This is a genomic window from Rhodococcus sp. RCBS9 (assembly GCF_029457415.1).
Classification (GTDB): Bacteria; Actinomycetota; Actinomycetes; order Mycobacteriales; family Mycobacteriaceae; genus Rhodococcus_F; species Rhodococcus_F qingshengii.
Map to the genome: position 1 here is coordinate 2176124 of NZ_CP120422.1, position 19850 is coordinate 2195973.

Annotated in this window: 16 protein-coding genes; 12 read left to right on the forward strand and 4 right to left on the reverse strand. The window is 62.5% G+C overall.

Translation table 11 applies throughout. The features are described 5' to 3' along the window. Positions 1-103: 103 nt before the first annotated feature. Together P0M12_RS10390 and P0M12_RS10395 are read left to right on the forward strand one after the other, a co-directional pair. Positions 104-1735 carry an ABC transporter ATP-binding protein gene (locus P0M12_RS10390; protein WP_277377663.1) on the forward strand — a complete coding sequence of 544 codons (1632 nt, stop codon included), beginning with the start codon at positions 104-106 and terminating at the stop codon, positions 1733-1735. Continuing rightward, positions 1735-3282, forward strand: coding sequence for an ABC transporter ATP-binding protein (locus P0M12_RS10395; RefSeq protein WP_277377664.1), 1548 nt, complete (start codon positions 1735-1737; stop codon positions 3280-3282). Before P0M12_RS10390 ends, P0M12_RS10395 begins: the two co-directional genes overlap by 1 nt. A 72-nt stretch (positions 3283-3354) precedes the next feature. Here the strand turns inward: P0M12_RS10395 and P0M12_RS10400 are convergent, their stop codons facing one another. Continuing rightward, entirely contained in the window at positions 3355-4512 is a 1158-nt protein-coding gene (locus P0M12_RS10400) for an acetyl-CoA C-acetyltransferase (RefSeq protein ID WP_030536178.1), read from the reverse strand. A gap of 654 nt (positions 4513-5166) precedes the next feature. On the opposite strand from P0M12_RS10400, the gene P0M12_RS10405 reads away from it, so the two are divergent. Beyond that, the gene (locus P0M12_RS10405) at positions 5167-5547 is read left to right on the forward strand and encodes a hypothetical protein (RefSeq protein ID WP_003943006.1); all 381 of its coding nucleotides are present in this window, start codon (positions 5167-5169) and stop codon (positions 5545-5547) included. A gap of 96 nt (positions 5548-5643) precedes the next feature. On the opposite strand, the gene P0M12_RS10410 is transcribed toward P0M12_RS10405, so the two are convergent. Together P0M12_RS10410 and P0M12_RS10415 are read right to left on the reverse strand one after the other, a co-directional pair. Next, positions 5644-6729 (reverse strand): ABC transporter substrate-binding protein, encoded by a 1086-nt coding sequence (locus tag P0M12_RS10410; protein ID WP_277377666.1) that lies wholly within the window; start codon positions 6727-6729, stop codon positions 5644-5646. 54 nt (positions 6730-6783) lie between these two features. Then, positions 6784-7614 (reverse strand): siderophore-interacting protein, encoded by an 831-nt coding sequence (locus tag P0M12_RS10415; RefSeq protein ID WP_042451620.1) that lies wholly within the window; start codon positions 7612-7614, stop codon positions 6784-6786. Between the two features lie 173 nt (positions 7615-7787). Here P0M12_RS10415 and P0M12_RS10420 point away from each other — a divergent pair, with 173 nt between their 5' ends. From P0M12_RS10420 to P0M12_RS10430, 3 genes are all read left to right on the forward strand, one after another. After that, positions 7788-9371, forward strand: a complete 1584-nt coding sequence (locus tag P0M12_RS10420; protein WP_030536181.1) for a helix-turn-helix domain-containing protein — start codon at positions 7788-7790, stop codon at positions 9369-9371. Positions 9372-9528: 157 nt separating this feature from the next. After that, positions 9529-10644: an agmatine deiminase family protein gene (locus tag P0M12_RS10425; protein ID WP_277377667.1), complete on the forward strand. Its 1116-nt coding sequence runs from the start codon at positions 9529-9531 to the stop codon at positions 10642-10644. Positions 10645-10680: 36 nt separating this feature from the next. Beyond that, complete coding sequence (locus P0M12_RS10430; protein WP_277377668.1) at positions 10681-11253, forward strand: TetR/AcrR family transcriptional regulator; 573 nt, start codon at positions 10681-10683, stop codon at positions 11251-11253. Between the two features lie 3 nt (positions 11254-11256). Here the strand turns inward: P0M12_RS10430 and P0M12_RS10435 are convergent, their stop codons facing one another. Continuing rightward, positions 11257-11913, reverse strand: a complete 657-nt coding sequence (locus P0M12_RS10435) for a TetR/AcrR family transcriptional regulator (protein ID WP_161120519.1) — start codon at positions 11911-11913, stop codon at positions 11257-11259. 167 nt (positions 11914-12080) lie between these two features. On the opposite strand from P0M12_RS10435, the gene P0M12_RS10440 reads away from it, so the two are divergent. Genes P0M12_RS10440 through P0M12_RS10465 form a run of 6 tightly spaced genes read left to right on the forward strand, consistent with a single transcriptional unit; the run spans position 12081 to position 19849 of the window. Then, positions 12081-13469 carry an NAD(P)-binding domain-containing protein gene (locus tag P0M12_RS10440; RefSeq protein ID WP_007730290.1) on the forward strand — a complete coding sequence of 463 codons (1389 nt, stop codon included), beginning with the start codon at positions 12081-12083 and terminating at the stop codon, positions 13467-13469. After that, the gene (locus P0M12_RS10445) at positions 13466-14611 is read left to right on the forward strand and encodes a serine hydrolase domain-containing protein (protein ID WP_277377669.1); all 1146 of its coding nucleotides are present in this window, start codon (positions 13466-13468) and stop codon (positions 14609-14611) included. Before P0M12_RS10440 ends, P0M12_RS10445 begins: the two co-directional genes overlap by 4 nt. Beyond that, positions 14608-15648, forward strand: coding sequence for an NAD(P)-dependent alcohol dehydrogenase (locus P0M12_RS10450; RefSeq protein ID WP_277377670.1), 1041 nt, complete (start codon positions 14608-14610; stop codon positions 15646-15648). The genes P0M12_RS10445 and P0M12_RS10450 overlap by 4 nt, the downstream gene beginning before the upstream one ends. Before the next feature lie 19 nt (positions 15649-15667). Further along, positions 15668-17329 (forward strand): class I adenylate-forming enzyme family protein, encoded by a 1662-nt coding sequence (locus P0M12_RS10455; protein WP_277377671.1) that lies wholly within the window; start codon positions 15668-15670, stop codon positions 17327-17329. Continuing rightward, positions 17326-19071 carry a hypothetical protein gene (locus tag P0M12_RS10460; protein ID WP_277377672.1) on the forward strand — a complete coding sequence of 582 codons (1746 nt, stop codon included), beginning with the start codon at positions 17326-17328 and terminating at the stop codon, positions 19069-19071. The genes P0M12_RS10455 and P0M12_RS10460 overlap by 4 nt, the downstream gene beginning before the upstream one ends. After that, positions 19061-19849: an SDR family NAD(P)-dependent oxidoreductase gene (locus P0M12_RS10465; RefSeq protein ID WP_030536188.1), complete on the forward strand. Its 789-nt coding sequence runs from the start codon at positions 19061-19063 to the stop codon at positions 19847-19849. The genes P0M12_RS10460 and P0M12_RS10465 overlap by 11 nt, the downstream gene beginning before the upstream one ends. Position 19850: the final 1 nt, after the last annotated feature.

Here is a 19850-nt window from a genome sequence, read left to right on the forward strand (position 1 = left end):
GAAATCGGCGTACGGCGATAACCACATGGAGCCATCGACCCCTAACCTTAGGTCTCGGTCATTTGTCGTGCCTGCACCCTGAAGCTGATTCAAGGAGTTATCCATGCCCCGCCCTCTCGTCGAACCGTCGCTGGTCCCGGCCTTGCGCCCGGCGCTGCCTGCATTGGCTGCCGGGGTCGTCGCGGCCGCAGCGTCGGGGGTCGCGATGCTCGGGGCGCTCTGGTGCGTCGTGCAACTCATCGGTGAACCGTCGATGAGCTGGGCCGGGTGGGCATGTGCGCTATGGCTCGTGGGCGTCGCGCTCGCTGCCACATCGTCGTGGCTCTCGCACCACGCGGAATCGCTTTTCGAGGCAAGGGTTCGCCGCCAACTCGCAGCCCACCTCGTTCGCCTACCGGCAAGCACGCTGTCCCGCTACAGCGGAGACGCGCTGAGGAGGCTCGTTTCGGACGACATCTCGGCGCTGCACCATATGACTGCGCACCTACCGGCCGAGTTCGCCACACTCATCGTGGTCCCCGCGGTCACGATCGCGGCGTTGGTTGCCTCAGCCGGCCCCGTGGCGCTTCTCGCTCTGGCTCCCGGCATCGTGGCAGCTCTGTTCTACCTGGTCGTGATCCCCCGAATGGCCGCTCGGCACAGCGCCGAAAGTGCAGATGTCATGGGCGACATCGTGACTGCCGTGGACGACTATGCCCGCGGCATCCGCGTCTGCCGGATCTACGGCGCGCAGACCGGCGCTGCCACCGACTATGCAGAATCGACAGCACGGTTCACCCGGGGAATGCAGGAGCGCGTTCGACTCGTGGCTACCCCTGCGGCCGTCGCCGTTGCCCTCATGCAGGCGACGGCGACGTTCGCGATCGCCTATGCCGTCGGATATCACTGGGATGCAACGACGTTGGCCGCCACCATTCTCTTCAGCCTCGCAATCGTGACACCGGCCCTGCGACTCGGGCACGGCCTCGACTACGTCGCGGCTGGACGCTCTGCTGCGGTCCGGCTCGCCACTACCCTGAACGAACCCACTCTCCCTGCCGGTGAAGCACTCACCGTTCCGGCGGCGAGTCCGTCCGACCACCTGGAGATCGTCGACCTGACTGTCACGATCGCGGACCGCAGAGTCGTCGACGGCGTCACGCATGCATTCCGCCCAGCCGCGATCACTGCGATCACGGGACCGAGTGGAGCGGGCAAGTCGACGCTCCTGAAAGCATTGGCCGGCTTCGAGATCCCGGAACTGGGTACCGTCCGCTACGCAGGTCGTAGCATCACCGCGATCGACGAGAACCTGCGGCCACAGTCCGTTCTGCTCACACCCCAGGGCGCAGACGTGTTACCTGCCACGGTGCGCGAGAACATCGCGCTGGCCGCCCCCGATGCAACGGACGCGGAATACACCGCCGCACTACGCCGGGCACAGATCGACGTCAGCCTCGACGCCCACGCAGCTTCACTCTCCGGCGGAGAACGTCAGCGAGTCGGGATCGCTCGGGTGTTCCTCTCGCCCGCAGCAGTACTGCTGCTCGACGAGCCGACCAGTGCACTCGACGATCGGACAGCGGCAGAACTGCTGAAAGAATTACGGTACCTCGCGCACGACGAAGGAAAGACGGTCGTGATCGTCACCCACGACCCCGCTCTTGCAGACGATGCCGACGATCGACTCGACCTCGGCGGTCGAAACGTGAACGACGCCGCGTCGCACAATGCAGCCCTGACTGGAGCCGAATAATGAACAGCGCCAATGCAGCCCGACGACGCTTGATCACCATCGGACTCGGTTGGGTGTCCGTCGCTGTCCTCGAAGCGATCGCGTACACCACCCTCGCGCTCTCGATCGCTGATCACCGGTCGCCGGTTCTCGTCCTGGCCACGGCCACCATCGCTCTATTCGTGACCGTCCTGGTCTCGCGGGGCGGTTACTTCACCGGGGCTCGACTCGTCGGCGATCTCTACGACGCTCTCGGCGATGCCTTCGCCCGTGCGAAACTGTCCTGGTTCACCGACGACAACCGGGCACTGCTCGCCACCGTCGCCGGGCGCGGAATCCCGTCGCTGATGAGTGTTCCCGCGCACCAACTTCAGACCTTCCTGGTTGCACCGCTGATCCCGCTGCTCCTGCTTCCTGGGATCGCGGTCGTCGCGGGGACAGGTGTCATGCTGCTCGTCGGTGGACTGCTCGCCGTGTCGCTCGTCGCTCAGACGCTGGCCCAACGTGCGCTCAGCCGAGCGGACGAGCGCCGACACGAAGCCGAGCTCGCAGCAACTCAGTCGACACTCGAGCTCACCGACCACCTCGAATTACTGCGTACGGCAGCCGGTCCCACACGTTCCGTCGAACGAATCGAGCGAAGCTGGCGGAATCAGGAAGCCGCGCTTGCACGGACCAATCTCGCCGCGGCACCAGCGACATTCATCTCGGCGATCGCCACCATTGTGCCGCTGGCAGGTGCAGTGATTTTCCTCGCCGCCACCGGATTCGACGATCCCGCAGCCGCTCTCGCGCTCGTCATCCTCACCGCTCGCGCCGCTGCGCCGCTCGACGAACTCGCTCTGGCCGGAATCGGAGTCAATGAACTGCGTGCAACGGTTCGCGATTATCGGGCCGCGACTTCGGCTCCCGCACTACCCGAGCCCGCGTCCCAGGACGCCGCGCGCCCTGTTGGAACTGGCATCAAGGTCGTAGGAGTGGACCACGCTCCGGTTCTGCGCGGTATCAACGCGGAGATCCCCGCCGGGGAGCGTGTTCTCGTCGCAGGGCGCTCAGGTACGGGGAAGAGCACCCTTCTCGGGCTGCTCATGCGCTTCGACGACCCGGACGAAGGCAGCGTCACTCTGGGCGGAGTTTCATTGCGCGACTTGCCCTACGACGCTCTGGCGGCACATATCGGCTACGTGCCGCAGGACCCACTCGTGTTCTCGGGCACCCTCGGCGAGAACATCGGACTGGGGAGACCGGGCACTACCGAAATCGAGATCGAGGACGCCGCCAGGCGCGCTGCCCTCGGCGCCGTTCTCGACCGCTCGACGCTCGGCATTCATCAGGACATCGGACACCAGGGTGCCGCTCTCTCCGGCGGCGAACGTCAGCGGGTGGCGATCGCTCGCGCCTTCCTCAAAGACGCTCCCGTCCTGGTTCTCGACGAAGCCACCTCGGCCCTCGACGAGGCCACCGAGCGCCGTATCGCCGGCGCCGTGCGGGAATTGGCGGCCACCGTCTTCGTCGTCACCCACCGCGACCCCGCCATCTGGGAGCCCACCCGCACGATCACCCTCTGACATCGCTTGTCTTACACGCGTGGATACATTGCCGGTCCCGTCGCACCCAGGTGATGACCGCAGTCGGCGATTTCAGCTCAGCCGCTCGATGATGGTGACGTTCGCGGTCCCGCCACCCTCACACATGGTTTGGAGTCCGTACCGTCCATCAATGCGGTCCAACTCGTGCAACATCGTGGCGAACAACTTGGTGCCAGTGGCCCCAAGAGGGTGGCCCAATGCGATTCCACCACCGTTGGGATTGACCCGGGAGGGATCTGCACCCGTCTCGATCAACCAGCTCAGAACTACCGAAGCGAATGCCTCGTTCATTTCTACGGTATCCATCTGGCCGATCGCCATGCCGGATTTCGCCAGTGCATACTTCGTCGCGGGTATCGGCGCCGAGAGCTGCAGCATCGGATCGTCGCCGCGCACGCTCATATGATGAATGCGCGCACGTGGCTTCAATCCATGAACCTCGAGCGCCTTCTCGGAGACAATCAGGGCCGCTGATGCGCCGTCACAGATCTGCGAAGCCACAGCAGCCGTCAGCAACGAGCCATCCCTCAATGCGGGCAGTGCAGCCATCTGCTCCATGGATGTCTCTCGTGGGCATTCGTCAACGACGCATTGGCCCAATGACACTGTCTCACGCTCGAATCGGCCGTCTGTGATGGCAGCACGGGCACGCTGATGCGATTGCAGTGCCCACTCCTCCATGTCTTCACGGCTGATACCCCATTTCTTGGCAATCAGGTCGGCGCCGACGAACTGTGAGATTTCGGCCTCGCCGAATCGTGCTGCCCACCCCCGGGACTTGCTGAAGGGCGTGTCGAATCCGTACTCGTTGCCGGCACGCATCGCCGCCGAGATAGGAATCGAGGACATGTTCTGCACACCGCCGACAAGCACCACATCTTGGGTCCCGCTCATGACCGCTTGCGCTGCGAAGTGGACGGCTTGCTGTGAAGATCCGCATTGTCTGTCGACTGTCGTTCCTGGGATGTCCAACGGTAGGCCTGCTGAAAGCCAGGCGGTGCGGGCAATGTTGCCCGATTGCGGCCCGATAGCGTCGACACAACCGAAGATCACATCGTCGACGGCCATCGGGTCCAGTCGAGTGCGGTCGAGAATCGATGTGATCACGTGGGCCCCCATGTCCGCTGGGTGCTCTCCTGCGAGCGAGCCGTGCCGTTTACCCACCGGAGTGCGGAGCGCATCGACGACATAAGCCTGAGGTGCAACCATACGAACTCCTTCGAAATCGAACTTTGTCGGGCTTTCGATGTCGCACACACTCTAGCGATCAAGCATTTGTTTAGTAGATGAAACGTGATTTCGAGACCCGCAGCCACCACCACAGGATTGGTCTCCGCACTTCTATCCAACGAAATCCACTGCTGTCGCAATCATTCGACAGTTAGAGGCTCGACCCCCAAACGCGGCTTGGCTGCCCACGCCGCAGACCCCTCACGCCAGCGTGAAACCGCGAAAGATGCGAGAACAGCTGCGGGAGTGCATCTTCGAGCGGAACGAGCGCATCATCCATATCCATTGCCTTCCCTGAGAAATCGTTCAGCCCGCCTTGCGAACAACACCAGCTTTGTCGAGCTACACCGCAAGCCGGCTGGCCGATGGCTGGAAAGTTAGTACTTTCGGTGGAGCCCAGCACGATTGGGCTGTTCACCGCCCAATACAGGCTTCGTATACCGATACGCGTTGCAGGACAACGATTCTACAAACGGTCACGCACTCAGCGATTCATGAACCGCCGCTGGCTCGAAAACTGGATCCCCTTGCGGTAATTGCGCTCCGGGTAGAGCATGGGCACCACACCGTCTTCGATTACCGGAGGTTACCGTGACGAATCTCGTACGCCGACTATCTGCCTGCGTATCCATAGTGGCCGTATCGGTTCTCGCGCCCGCAGCCGTTGCCTCCGCTGCGGTCACCGTTCCGTTCCAAATCAACCCGGCGCCGTTCGGGAACCCAAACGGCAGCTTCGACGCACCCCCTGTCCACTGTGTGGCGGTAGTCGGCGAACAACCTGGCACGGTGACGATCACCGGCGCCAAAGACGAGCGGTGGGGTTGCATGCTTTCGACGGAAGTGCGCTGGATGAACCTCTCGACAGGAGCCTCCGGCACCGGTCGGCTTTCTGGCGACAACCAAGGAACCCCGGGAGAGGCAACCCTGCAGACTGGAGCCGGGCAAGTTGCCGTCGCCATATTGCCTGCCGCCGGACCTGTCACCCCGGGTTTCGCAACCTTCTTCGTCCCATAGGCAACCCTCAAACCCGGGACACCTGCTGTACGAACGACCCGTCGCCACACAATCGTGTGGCGACGGGTGAGGGCTTTCCGTTCTCCAGTTGTACGCCTACAGCTTCGCGCTGATGAGCGGCACGATATGTTCAGCCGCCCACATCGTTCCGATCGGGCCACCGCTGGTGATTGCCCACAGAACGTCGCCACCGTCGGCGGTGCGAGGAGGCAGAGCGACCCAACGACCGGAGGACACCGCTCCCAGCGCTTGGAAGAGCTTCCCGCCGGTCAGCTTGTCGAAATCCTCCTCGCTTCCGGCGGCACTGCGGCCGATCAGCAGGAAGTCCGCATCGATGTTCTCGAGAAGTTCCTCGCCGACAGTGCTTTGGGTGACGAACTCCTGTGCACGCGGATTCTCGGCAAAACCGAGCTCACCCAAGAAAGTTGCCGGCGCCGAGCCGGGAGCTGAAAGGTACTGCAACCCGTTGCCGGTTCCGTAGAAGATCGCCCAGGTTGCAGTCAAGCCAGTGAGTTCAGGGTTCTCCTGACGCACCTTCGCAAAGTATTGATCATGGTCGGTCACGATCTTTTCGGCTGCCTTCGAGAGGTCGAGTGTCTCGCCGAGTACGCGGATCGATTCCTTCCACGGCACGAGCATCCGCGACTTCGTGTCGGGGCTCGTCACCACCGGTGCGATGGAGGACAAACGTTCGTAGTAATCGCCCATCGACAAACCACCCAGGCCGTCGGCCCAGCCGACGGCGACGATGAGGTCAGGTTCGCTCGCGGCGATCGCTTCGACGGGAAGTGTGCCGCCCATCGCGAACTCGAAGGTGTCGAGATCCTCTGCGCCGTAAGGCAGCAAGTACGACTGCGAAGCCGACTCCTTGACCATCGACGAGGAGAGAACGGGTTTGACGCCGAGCGCGAGGAGCATTTCCGTGTCGACGGCATTGGGGACGATTGCGGCAACCCGCTCCGGGCGCTTCTCGAGAATACTTGTACCGTATGGCGATTCCAGGGTCAGCGGGTAAGTAGTCGTTCCTTCCGCAGCGGGAAGGGCGTTCCCCTCCGAACCGGGAGTGGACGCCGTTTTCGAGTCTTCGGCCGAGGCCGAGCACCCGGACACAAGGAGCGCTGCGGCGAGCGCGGCCCCGATCAGTCCGATGATCCGTGATCGTCTGGTGCGCAGGACTGTCATTTCTGCCTTTCGGTGTTATCGAGCGCTTCGGTCTTACCGAGCGATGGAGCCGGGTCAGGAATCTGTGCGCACTGTGTCGCTGCGTTTCCAGTAGCCGGTGAAATCGATGTCGGTCTTCGCAATTCCTCGATCACGAATCAAATGACGCCGAAGCGAGCGAATCGTCGCCTGTTCGCCTGCAAGCCAAGCGAATACGCGTCCGTCAGGCCATTCGACTGCACTGACCGCGTCGAGCAACAAAGAATTAGTGCCGGGCTCCGCCCCCTCGCGTGGCAACCACGTGACACTCACCCCGGGCAACTCGCGCACCGATTGAATGTGAGCCGAGTCCGCAATTTCGACGAACACATGCCCCCTGGCATCGGCAGGCAATTCCTCGAGCAGACGTGCGATCGCAGGTAGCGCCGTCTCGTCACCGACGACGAGCAGATACTCGCAATCTTCCGGGAGTCCCTGCGATACAGAGGGACCCGCGATGTGCATTCGGTCGCCCGGGCCGGCGTCGCGCGCCCAGGTGGTAGCAACTCCACCGCCGTGAACGACGAAATCGACGTCGAGTTCACTTGTTCGCGGATCGTAACGGCGCACGGTGTACGCGCGGGCAAGTGGACGGCGTCCCGCTGCGAAAGTCACAGTGCCGTCGACTATCACCGGCAAGACCGGATCGGTTTCGCCAGGATAGGCGAACAACAATCGGAGGTCGTCGTCGAAGCCGGTGCTGACGAAGGCGGGCTCGGCAAAGCCGTCGGCGTTTGTGAAGGTGTCGAGCTGCGCTCCGGTGAGCGTCACTCTCCGCATGCCCGGCGTCACGTCTGTCACCCGACGTACCTCGAGTTCACGCAAGGTGACTGAGTACGCCGTTGTCGGACGGGTGTTTCGGGGCACGGAAAGACTCCTCGGAAGCGCACAGACGGGGGGGTTCGACCCACGCTCGATCACGGCGGAAGGGCCATTGAATAAAGCTAGCCTCCCCTAATCGGCTACGGTTATCCGTGCGTGCCGACTTCTTACACTCATCGGTGGCTGCGTGAGAAAGCATCTGAATCGGGAGGGCATACGTGGGACCACGGTTGGTGTTCTCCGCGGGCGAAGTCCCCGAGATCCCCGCGTCCCGACTCTCCTTGATCGCGAATGCACGTGAGCCACTGCTCTTCTGGGTACACACCGGACACGCGGAACTACAGATTGGCGACCGCACCCGCAGCGTGACCGCTGGGGCGGCAACCTGGGTGCCCGCGGGAATCGCCTACAGCATCCGAGTCGACCCGGGAGCGGTCGCGTTTCCCATTCCGATGCCCGCTGCCGACCTGCCGCCCACGTTGAACCGGATCATCGATTTCGAGATCCCGGCAGCCTGGCAGGACTGGCTCGTCCACCAGTTCGCGCACAACTTGGGATTTCTGCGCGGTGGGGCGACTGTGGGGGCCGGACTACTCGAGCTTGTCGCGGGGGCCCATTCCAACGACGCCGACGCTTCGGTGTCGTACGCCCCACCGAATTTGCCACGCTCGGCCGAGACCCTCGAGATCGCTCGCACGCTTCTACGGACGCCAGCCGACGACACGGAGCTTTCCCAGTTCGCCCGGCAACTCAAGATCGGCGTCCGCACCCTGCAGCGCCGATTCACGGAGGAGACGGGGTTGCCTTTCGCGCGTTGGCGCACCTCGGCCCGGATCGCGGCAGCAATCGCATACCTGAACTCCGGCCGCGAAATCGGATGGACGGGTGGGCAGGTCGGATTCGCGACGCCCGCGGGATTCACCCGTGCCTTCCGTGAACACACCGGTGTGACACCCAGTGACTACACACGTGCAAACCAAGGCTCAGCGCCGATCCATGAGAACGAGACCTTGGCACAGAGCGTCGCACTCTTGTCCGAGGAAGGCGCCCACTCAGGCTCGGCGCCGATACCGCCGACGATTCCCGCAAGCGGAACGTGGGCCAGGGTCAACAACTTTCACGTCGTCGTCTGGATCTACCGAGGCTCCGCCCGGGTCACTTTCGGCGACCGAACCTGGAATCTGAGGCGGGGCGACGCGATGTGGCTTCCCGCGGGAGTACGCAACAGCGTCGAGATCGCGGAGGGTTCGCTTCTACTTCCGCTCGGATCCCAGCCTGGCGACTCTCCCGTCACTGCACCGCCGCCACGAGTGCTGCACTTCGCGCGCGAAGCGGAGGCGTATCTGTTGCACACGGTCGTTGCGAATTACACCCTTCTGCGCCCCGAAATCCATGACCCAGCGAGGATCTCGAGGCTGATCCGAAACAGCGCGGCGACGCGGACACCCGGCGGCCGAACCGATCCTGTCGAAACGATCCTTACCGCACTCCGCGCGGACCCCACCGATTCGCGCACGCTGCCGGAGTGGAGCGCTCGACTCGGCGTCGACGAGGGCCTGCTCCACAAACGCTTCGTAGCGGCCACCGGCCAGAGCTTCCCGCGCTGGCGCGGTCAGTTGCGGATGACCCTCGCCCGCGCTTATCTCGAGGAGGGCTTCTCGGCCGGAGAGACCGCCCGTCGACTCGGCTACGCGCACGCGTCCGGATTCACCAAGGTCTTCATCGGTGCCCACGGCATGTCGCCCCGGGACTACCAGCGCCGCGGATGGCGGGGAACGGTCGAAGGACTCATCGACTCGTGACCTTCCGACGGATGAGTCCTTCGATCCGTCGTGTCGCCCGCCGAAACGGTCTCGAACTGGCACTACTTCCTTGACTAAATTTTCAGTCAAGGTTTACGCTCCATGCAAGCAGGACGCGGACCGGGCGCGCACGCACACAGCACAAGGAGTCACCGCAATGCAAAGACGTCGGTTCATTCAGGCAGGCGCCGCTGCGCTCAGTGGCCTCTTTTTGGCAGGCTGCGGCGATTCCGACTCAGCCTCGGGCGGGAGCAATGGAGACGACGATCTTCGCGAGTGGGTGATGCCGGAAGAGGGGGATCCGCACAAGCGCACCTGGATGGCGTTCGGTGCCAGCGAAGCGATCTGGGGAGCAGCCCTCCTGCCCGAAGTCCAGCGCAACCTCGCGACGATCGCGCAGACCATCGCGCAGTTCGAGCCCGTCTCGATGCTTGTTCGTTCCGAGGAACTGGACTTGGCTCGCTCCCTCGTCGGCCCATCGGTCGAACTGATCGCCGCGCCTCTCGACGACCTCTGGATGCGCGACACCGGCCCTGTATTCGTGAAAGGCAACGGGACCAAAGCGGGTATCGATTTCAACTTCAACGGTTGGGGCGAGAAGCAGGATTTTGATAAGGACGTCCAGGTCGCAGCTTTCGTTGCCGCCCGTGCGGGAGTCGAATCATTGCCTACCGACCTGATCCTCGAAGGCGGCGGCATCGAGGTCGACGGCGAAGGCACAGCCATCATCACCGAAAGCTGTGTACTCAACAACAACCGCAACCCGGGATGGTCGAAGTCGGACGTCGAAGCCGAACTCGGCCCCCTGCTCGGTCTCGACAAGATCATCTGGCTACCGGGAATCGCCGGCAAGGACATCACGGACGGCCACACGGACTTCTACGCCCGTTTCGCGCGCCCAGGTGTCGTGGTCGCAGGCCTCGACACAGACCCGGAGTCGTTCGACCACGACGTGACCGCACGTCACCTCGAGATTCTCCAGAACGCGACCGACGCACAGGGACGGAAGCTGGAAGTGGTGGTCCTCGAGGCGCCGGTCGCGATCAGGCCCGACTTCGAATCGGACGATTTCGCAGCCGGATATATCAACTTCTACGTATGCAATGGGGCGGTCATCGCACCCGAGTTCGGTGACCCCGAGGCCGACCAGGCCGCCAGAAGTGAATTGGAGCGACTCTTCCCCGACCGCCGTGTCGTGCAGATCAACATCGACGCCATCGCCGCGGGTGGTGGCGGCATTCACTGCACCACCCAGCAGGAACCCGCGGACTAGAAACCTGTCCCGACCACCCTCGTAGAATTCGGACTCGTGTCGAACCGCCAAACGCAAATCTTGGAAGCAGCAGTCCGCGTCATTGCCCAACACGGCGTACGCGGGCTGAGGGTGGAGACGCTCGCTGCCGAGGCCGGAGTGTCGACGGCACTCATCTACTACCACTTCCAGAACCGTGCAGGTGTGCTGCGCCGGGCCCTCGATCACATCAACGATCGCGCCGCGCTGTACACCGAAAGCGCCTTCACGGAGACAGACCCTCGTGCGCAGCTCGAGCAGATGCTCCTGCTGGAGTTTCAGAATGCCCCGAAGATTCGAGAGAACAGCATCGCCTGGGGTGAACTCCGAGCAAGCGCAGTCTTCGCCGACGAGCTGCGCGAACCCCTAAGCACCACGACGCAAGAGTGGGCAGACGACGTCGAATCCTTGATCCGCCAAGCGCAGGACGCCGGACTCGCTGACCCGAAGGCAAGCCCGGCCGACGCCGCCGAGCGACTCACCGCCCTGGTCGAGGGTTTGAGTGAGCGCTGGCTGAGCGGCTCGATCCCCATCGAACGAGCCAGAGAACTGCTCACCGGCGCGATCAGTGTGGAGATCGATCCGAGCTAGCCTCTACCGCTCGCCGACGCCCTTCGATTCCGGAGACAGAGCCGGGAACCAGATGTCGGTCAGAACTTCGGCGGCCTGAATCCGCGTCACATCGATTGTCCCCTGCACGGCCCAGCGTGTGAAGAATCGCTCCAACTGACTCACGAGCAGTTCGACGCGCAACCGTGCCTCGTCGTGCTGTTCCTCCGGCCAACGGCTCAGGTACTTGGGCATGGCATTCGGTAGTTGGGTCATACCGTCTCGCGCTGTCTCGCGGAACTCCGGTTCGAGTGCCACGGCCTCGTCCCAGGCCGGCAGCAGGCGTTTGTTCTCGTCGAACCAGTCGAAGGCACGCTCCAGCCAAGCCGTGAATTCCACGCGAGAGTTCGTGTCGAGAACCCGATCGAGATCGATGTAGAAAGCGAACGCACTCGCCGCCATCCCGGCCGCGCCGATCGTCTTGAGCATCTCCACCTTGCTGGCGAAATGCACGTAGAACGTGGCTCGACTGCATCCGACGACCGAGGCGATGTCGTCGACCGTGACAGCCGCGTATCCCCGTTCCTCGAACAGAGTGCGTGCGGCGTCCACGAGTTTGGCCCGCGTCGCGCGTTTCTGCTCGTCGCGAAGTGTTCCCCGCCTGTTCTTCGGGCCGTCCGTAGTCGTGCTCACGTCGCCCACCTTGCTCGCATTTCAACCTCCTGGCAAATCACCGACTCGCCGTCACCAAAAAACATTGCGTCATTCATTGACACAACGTCAGCGAATGACGCACTATGACTCAAGTCACTTCTCGGGCTTCGATTCTTCTTCTCGCACGCCCGAGACAGAACAGAAAGCGATGGCGAATGAGCCCCTCCCCCTTGCCGAGCGTGTGCATCATCGGCGCCGGGCCTACCGGAATCACGACGGCCAAGCGAATGAAGGAATTCGGAATACCCTTCGACTGCTACGAAGCGTCCGACGAGGTCGGCGGAAACTGGTACTACAAGAATCCCAACGGGATGTCGGCCTGCTACCAGAGCCTGCACATCGACACGTCGAAGTGGCGCTTGGCATTCGAGGACTTCCCGGTCTCCGCTGACCTTCCCGACTTCCCGCACCACTCCGAACTCTTCCAGTACTTCAAGGACTACGTCGAGCACTTCGGACTGCGTGAGTCGATCATCTTCAACACCAGTGTTGTTGCAGCAGAACGTGATACAGACGGGCTGTGGACCATCACGCGCTCGGACGGCGAAGTTCGCACCTACGACGTCCTGATGGTCTGCAACGGACATCATTGGGATCCCAACATCCCGGACTACCCAGGTGAGTTCGACGGGGTCCTCATGCACAGCCACAGCTACAACGACCCGTTCGACCCGGTCGACATGCGCGGCAAAAAGGTAGTCGTGGTCGGAATGGGCAACTCCGGCTTGGATATTGCCTCCGAACTGGGCCAGAGATACCTCGCCGACAAGCTCATCGTGTCGGCTCGCCGTGGAGTCTGGGTACTGCCGAAATATCTCGGCGGTGTACCCGGCGACAAACTGATCACCCCGCCCTGGATGCCGCGTGGTCTACGACTGTTCCTGAGTCGTCGATTCCTCGGCAAGAATCTGGGAACGATGGAAGGCTACGGTCTGCCGAAGCCGGACCACCGCCCCTTCGAGGCCCACCCCTCGGCCAGCGGCGAGTTCCTCGGACGCGCCGGGTCAGGCGACATAACCTTCAAGCCTGCCATCACCAAACTCGACGGAAAGCAGGTTCACTTCGCGGACGGCACCGCCGAGGACGTCGACGTGGTCATCTGCGCCACCGGCTACAACATCAGCTTCCCCTTCTTCAGTGATCCGAATCTGCTGCCGGACAAAGACAACCGATTCCCACTGTTCAAACGAATGATGAAGCCCGGAATCGACAACCTCTTCTTCATGGGACTCGCGCAGCCCATGCCGACGCTCGTCAACTTCGCCGAGCAGCAGAGCAAGCTCGTCGCGGCCTACCTCACCGGTAAATACCAACTGCCGTCCGCGAACGAGATGCAGGAGATCACCAAAGCCGACGAGGCGTACTTCCTCGCCCCCTATTACAAGTCACCACGCCACACGATTCAGCTCGAGTTCGATCCCTACGTCCGCAACATGAACAAGGAAATCGCCAAGGGCACCAAGCGTGCTGCGGCCTCCGGAAACAAGCTACCTGTTGCCGCGCGTGCAGCAGCACACGAACTCGAGAAGGCGGATCGCGCATGAGTGTGGTGAACGGTCACTGCGACAACGAGTTCGACGCCGTCCGAGCGGCTTTCGAGGCTCAACTCGAATCCGGTGAAGAACTCGGCGGCTCCGTTGCCATCACCGTCGACGGAGAATCCGTGGTCGATCTCTGGGGCGGGTACGCCGACGAATCCCGTACCACTCCATGGGGCAGCGACACCATCGTCAACACGTTCTCCATCACCAAGACCATGACGGCCCTGTGTGCGCTCCTGCTGGTCGAACGCGGCCAATTGGACGTGTACCAGAAAGTTGCTCACTACTGGCCCGAATTTGCGGCAAACGGTAAGGAAGACATCGAAGTTCGCCACCTCCTGTCGCATACGTCTGGCGTCTCCGGTTGGGAGCGCCCGATCGAACTGACGGACATCTACGACCTCGAGGCGTCCACCGCTCGCCTCGCTACCCAGAAGCCTTGGTGGACCCCGGGTACGGCGTCGGGCTATCACGCGATCAACTACGGCCATCTCGTCGGTGAGGTCATTCGTCGCATCGACGGGCGAACTCTCGGCAGGTTCTTTGCCGAAGAGCTTTCCGGTCCACTGGGAGCCGACTTCCATATCGGCACGTCCGCAGAGCATTTCGGTCGAATCGCCACCATGGTTCCGCCGCCCGCGTTGGAGTTCGACCTGTCCACGCTCGACCAGGACAGCATCTTCATCAAGACCCTGACCTGCCCACTGCTCGACTACCCCGAGGTCAACACCGCACCCTGGCGGGAAGCCGAGATCGGCGCAGTCAACGGCCACGGCAACGCACGTTCTATCGCTCGGGTCCAATCCCTGATCTCGAACGGTGGTGTGCTCGACGGCCGGAAGCTGCTCTCGCAGAGCACCATCGACCTGATCTTCGAGGTCCAAGCCGACGGTATCGATCTCGGGATCATGACACCACTCAAGTTCGGCATCGGCTACGGACTGCCACATCCGGTTACCGCGCCACTGATTCCCGACGGACGCACCTGCTGGTGGGCAGGTATCGGCGGCTCGATGCTGGTCAACGATCTGGACCGACGGATGACCTTCGCCTACGTCATGAACAAGATGGCACCGGGCCTGATCGGATCCGACCGCAGCAACGCGTACCTGAGCGCCGCATACAACTCCGAGGTCAGCTCATGAAGGCAGCCCAGCTCATGGGGCCCGGGCTCCTGGAAATCAACGACGTGCCGGTCCCGGAGATCGGCCCGTCGGAACTACTGATTCGGGTGGGCGCAGCGGGAATCTGCCACTCCGATCTCCATCTCCTGCACTTTCCGTACAAGATGCGCGAAGAACCGCTGACTATCGGCCACGAAATTGCCGGAACGATCGAAGCCGTCGGGAGTGGCGTCGACGGCCGTTCCGTCGGAGAGCGTGGCGTCGTCTACCTCTGTTGGTCATGTGGACAGTGCCGAGAATGCGTGAGCGGCAACGAGAATATGTGCCTCGCCGCTGGACGCACCGCGATGCCGCCCTGCCCCGGGCTTGGTCCCGAAGGCGGGATGGCCGAGTACGTCAAGATCCCGGCTCGCTCATTCGTACCCATCGGAGACCTCGACTTCCTGCAGGCCGCACCTCTCGCCGATGCGGCACTGACGAGCTACCACGCCATTCGCGGTGCCCGCGAACATCTCCAGCCCGGTGCCACCGCCGTCGTGATCGGCGTCGGCGGACTCGGTCACGTTGCAGTACAGATACTTCGCGCAATCAGTGCCGTGCGCATCATCGCCGTCGATGTCGGACAGGATCAACTCGATCTCGCCAAACGTTGCGGCGCCGACATCACGCTCGAATCGGGACCGGACACCGCGCAGCACATCCTCGACCTCACATCGGCCAGAGGCGCAGAAGTCATCTTCGACTTCGTCGGTATCGACGCAACTGCACAGATGTCCGTTCAAGCGGTTGCGCCGAACGGCGCGTATCGCATGGTAGGTCTCGGAGGCGGAAACCCCGGAATCACTGCCGAAGCTGCCGGCGGACCAGGCTGGCCGTGGGGCGCATCGATCCGGAAGTCGTACGGCGGCACCAGAAACGACCTCGTCGATTCCATCGCCCTGGCACAGGCCGGTCTGGTAACGGTAGAAGTAGCCCGCTTCGACCTCGCTGATGCCCGCGACGCACTCGACCGTCTCGAACACGGCAAGGTCACCGGACGCGCAGTGCTCGTACCCTAATCTTCGAAAGGCACTTCACGTGACTACTTCCGCTGATACACAAGCATTCATCGCGTCCGTCATGGCCGGGCTGACCGGCCCCGGTGGTCCTTTCGAGATGCAAGTCGAGGATGTACTGGGCAGTTCGATGCCCGTCATGAAGAACCGCGACAAGGCACTCGGCGACGTGCTCGCTGCATCCTTCGACTACGGATCACGCGACTATCTGGTGACCAAGGACCGACGCTTCAGCTACCTCGAGCACGGCGAGGCCGTAGCAGCATTGGCGACGGCGCTGCGCGAGCGGTACGGCGTCCGCAAGGGTGATCGGGTCGGCATACTTGCTGCCAATACGCCGGAATGGGTGATGACCTTCTGGGCGGCTCAGTCCCTCGGTGCCATCGCCGTCGGATTCAACTCGTGGTGGGTGGCCCGCGAGGTGGCGTACGGCATCGATCACACCACCCCCACAGTGGTGATCGCCGACGCCAAACGCGCGCAGATTCTTTCCGAACTGAACACCGATGTTCCCGTGCTCACGATGGAAGAAGATCTACCTACCTTGATGGAGAAGTATTCGGGTTCTGCACTGCCCCGCACGTCCGTCGACGAGGACGATCCGGCCGTCATCCTGTACACGAGCGGAACCAGCGGCCGCCCCAAGGGCGCTGTTCACACTCATCGAAACGTGTTGGCCGTCATCGACTACCACCGCTACAGCGATCGCCTCGCTGCGGCGTTCACCGGCAAACCCAGCGACGGCCGACCGAGTGACTTGCGGTATCTGCTGACCGCGCCGCTGTTTCACATTGCAAGCCTGCATAACCTGGCGATCCCACGACTCGCGACGGGCGGAGCGGTGGTCATCCATCAGGGCGCCTTCGACGTCGACGAAGTCCTTTCCCTCGTCGAACGCGAGAAGGTCACAAACTGGGCGGTGGTCCCCACCATGGCAACCCGTCTCCTCGAGTACGGCAGTCTCGAGAAGTACGACCTGACCTCACTGAGCGCCTTTGCGCTCGCGTCTGCGCCGTCATCTCCGGCCTTGCAGGACCGACTGCGCGCACGACTGCCTTTTGCGCAGCACACCTTGGTCGACAGCTACGGGCTCACCGAATCCTCCACCGGCATTTCAGTTGCCACACCACCGGAACTTGCCGCGTTCCCCGGAACTCTCGGCCGGCCGATCATCGGGGTGAGCGTGGAGGTGCGCGACCCCTTCGGTGTTGCAGTCCCCGACGGCGAGGAAGGTGAGATCTGTGCGCGCAGCGCCTATGTGATGTTGGGGTACTGGAACGACGAGACCGCGACTGCAGCCGCTATCGGTCCTGATCGATGGCTCCGAACCGGCGACTTCGGAGTATTCGAGGACGGCCGACTCCGCCTGACGGGTCGCCGATCCGACCTGATCCTGCGCGGCGGCGAGAACGTCTACCCTCTCGAAATCGAGCAGACCATCGACGCGCATCCCGCCGTACTCGAATGCGCTGTGATCGGCATTGATTCGGCAGACCTCGGCCAAGAAGTTGCAGCCGTCGTCGTTTTGCGGAGTGAGGGAGCCGCCGGCGAAGAAGAACTACGCGACTACGTCGCCGAACGACTGGCTTACTTCAAGGTGCCGGTGAAGTGGAAACTGAGCACAACTCCTCTGCCCCGCAATGCAACCGGAAAAACGATACGTGCAAAGGTGGTTCTCTCATGACCTACGACGCCGTGATCAACAACGGTCTGTGGTTCGACGGCACCGGGGCCAAACCAGCTGTCCGCAATCTGGGTATCCGCGATGGGTTGGTTACTGCCATCTCCCTCGATCCACTCGACGAAACCGACTGTCCCCGTGTCATCGACGCCAGGCGCAAGTGGGTGATCCCGGGCATCGTGGACATCCACACTCACTACGACGTCGAGATCCTCGAAGGCCCGGCGCTGAGCGAATCTCTCAGACACGGGGTCACGTCGATCTTTGTCGGATCGTGTTCCCTGTCCACCATTCACGCCAGCCCCTCCGACGCGGGTGATCTCTTCGGCAGAGTAGAGGCAATTCCGCGTAAGCACGTCGTCGACGCACTCAACCGTGCCAAGACCTGGAACTCTGCGAGCGAGTATGTTGCTGCACTAGAGGCGCTTCCGCTAGGTCCCAACGTTGCAGCCTTCATCGGACACTCCGATATGCGGGCCGCCGAGATGGGACTGGATCGTGCTACCAGGAAGGACGTCCATCCCACGGACGCCGAACTCGCGTCGATGGAAGCACAGTTGACCGAAGCTCTCGACGCAGGATTCGTCGGGATGTCCAGTCAGCAATTGTTGTTCGACAAACTCGACGGCGAGACCTGCCGCTCACGCACGCTGCCGTCGACGTATGCAACCACGAAAGAACGACGCCGACTCAATGCGATCCTGCGCCGTCGGGGACGGGTATTTCAGGCCGGACCTGACCTCTCCAACCCGATGAGTACCGGAGCGATGGCGTTCTCCAGCGCGGGTATCTGGCGTAAGCGACTCAAGACGAGCATGCTTTCGGCGGCCGACATCAAGTCCAACAAGTTGGCCGTGGTGATACTCGGCCCACTGGCACACTTGGTCAATCGACTCGGCGGCGACCTGCGCTGGCAGCACCTGCCAGTTCCCTTCGAGGTATATGCCGACGGCATCGACCTGGTTGTCTTCGAGGAGTTCGGATCCGGCGCTGCAGCACTGCATCTGACCGACGAGATGGAACGCAACGTCCTCATGCAGAGCGAGGATTACCGTCGACAATTCCGCAAGGACTACGACCAGAAGTTCGGTGTCAAAGTTTGGCATCGCGATTTCTTCGACGCCGAGATCGTGTCCTGCCCCGACGAATCCCTGGTCGGCAAGAGCTTCGGGCAGGTCGGCGTCGAACGTGGCGGCCTCCACCCTGTCGATGCATTCCTGGATCTGGTCCTCGAACACGGCACGAAAGTGCGTTGGCGCACAACCATCTCGAACCACCGGCCGGAGGTTCTGGACAAGTTCGCCCAGGACAATGGCGTCCAACTCGGGTTCTCCGACGCCGGAGCGCATTTGCGCAACATGGCGTTCTACAACTTCGGCTTACGCCTACTACGACGTGTCCACGATGCCCAAAAGGTCGGCCGTCCGTTCATGACCGTCGAGGCAGCGGTGCATCGTCTCACCGGTGAACTCGCCGAGTGGTACGACGTCGATGCCGGGCACCTTCGATTAGGTGATCGCGCCGACCTGGTTGTGATCGATCCCGCTCATCTCGACGATTCGCTCGACGCGTACGCGGAAAGCCCGGTTGTGGAGTACGACAACCTCTCCCGCATGGTCAATCGCAACGACCAGACCGTCACCGCAGTGTTCGTCGGCGGCGAGTACGTCTTCGGCGACGGAGAAGCAGCACCCGTTCTCGGCAACCGCCGAACCGGAAAGTTCTTGAAAGCAGGTGCCCATTAACACGTCCAGATTTGCCGGGAAAACAGCAGTCGTCACTGGAGCAGCATCAGGTATCGGTGCAGCCATCGCACTAAGGCTTATCGACGAAGGCGCACAGGTAGCTGGAATCGACATCGCTGCAGAGGGTTTGAAAGAGATAGCCTCCCAGCACGGCGGGGCCTTCCTCGCCGTTCCCACTGACGTCACCAAGGAATCCGATGTTGCCGAGGCCCTTGCCGCGGCGGCGGCGGAATTCGGCGGTATCGATCTGGCTTTCAACGTTGCCGGTGCGTCGAGGGTGGGGCAGATCGTCGACCTCGACGAGGCCGACTGGGACTTCACCATCGACCTGGTGCAGAAGGGCGTCTTCCTCTGCACCAAACATGAAGCGCGGCATATCCGAGAGCATGGTCGCGGTGGTGCGATAGTCAACGTGTCCTCATTGAACGCGCACGTGCCGAGCCCCTACGGGAGCGCATACGCGACAGGCAAAGCCGGAGTCGAGATGTTCAGCAAGAATGCCGCGATCGAACTGGCTGCGTCGGGGATCCGGGTCAATGCCGTTCTACCCGGCCTGGTCGACACGCCACTGGTCGCGCCGGTCATGAACTACGAACCCGCCCGCGACATGTTTCTCAGCCGAATCCCCATGTCCCGAGCAGCAACTCCCGACGAGATCGCGGGCCCCTGCCTCTATCTCGCCAGCGACGACGCCTCGTACATCACCGGAACCAGTCTGGTCGTCGACGGCGGCTGGGAGGTCTCGAACTACCCGGATCTGACGACGCTGGGCAACTAGT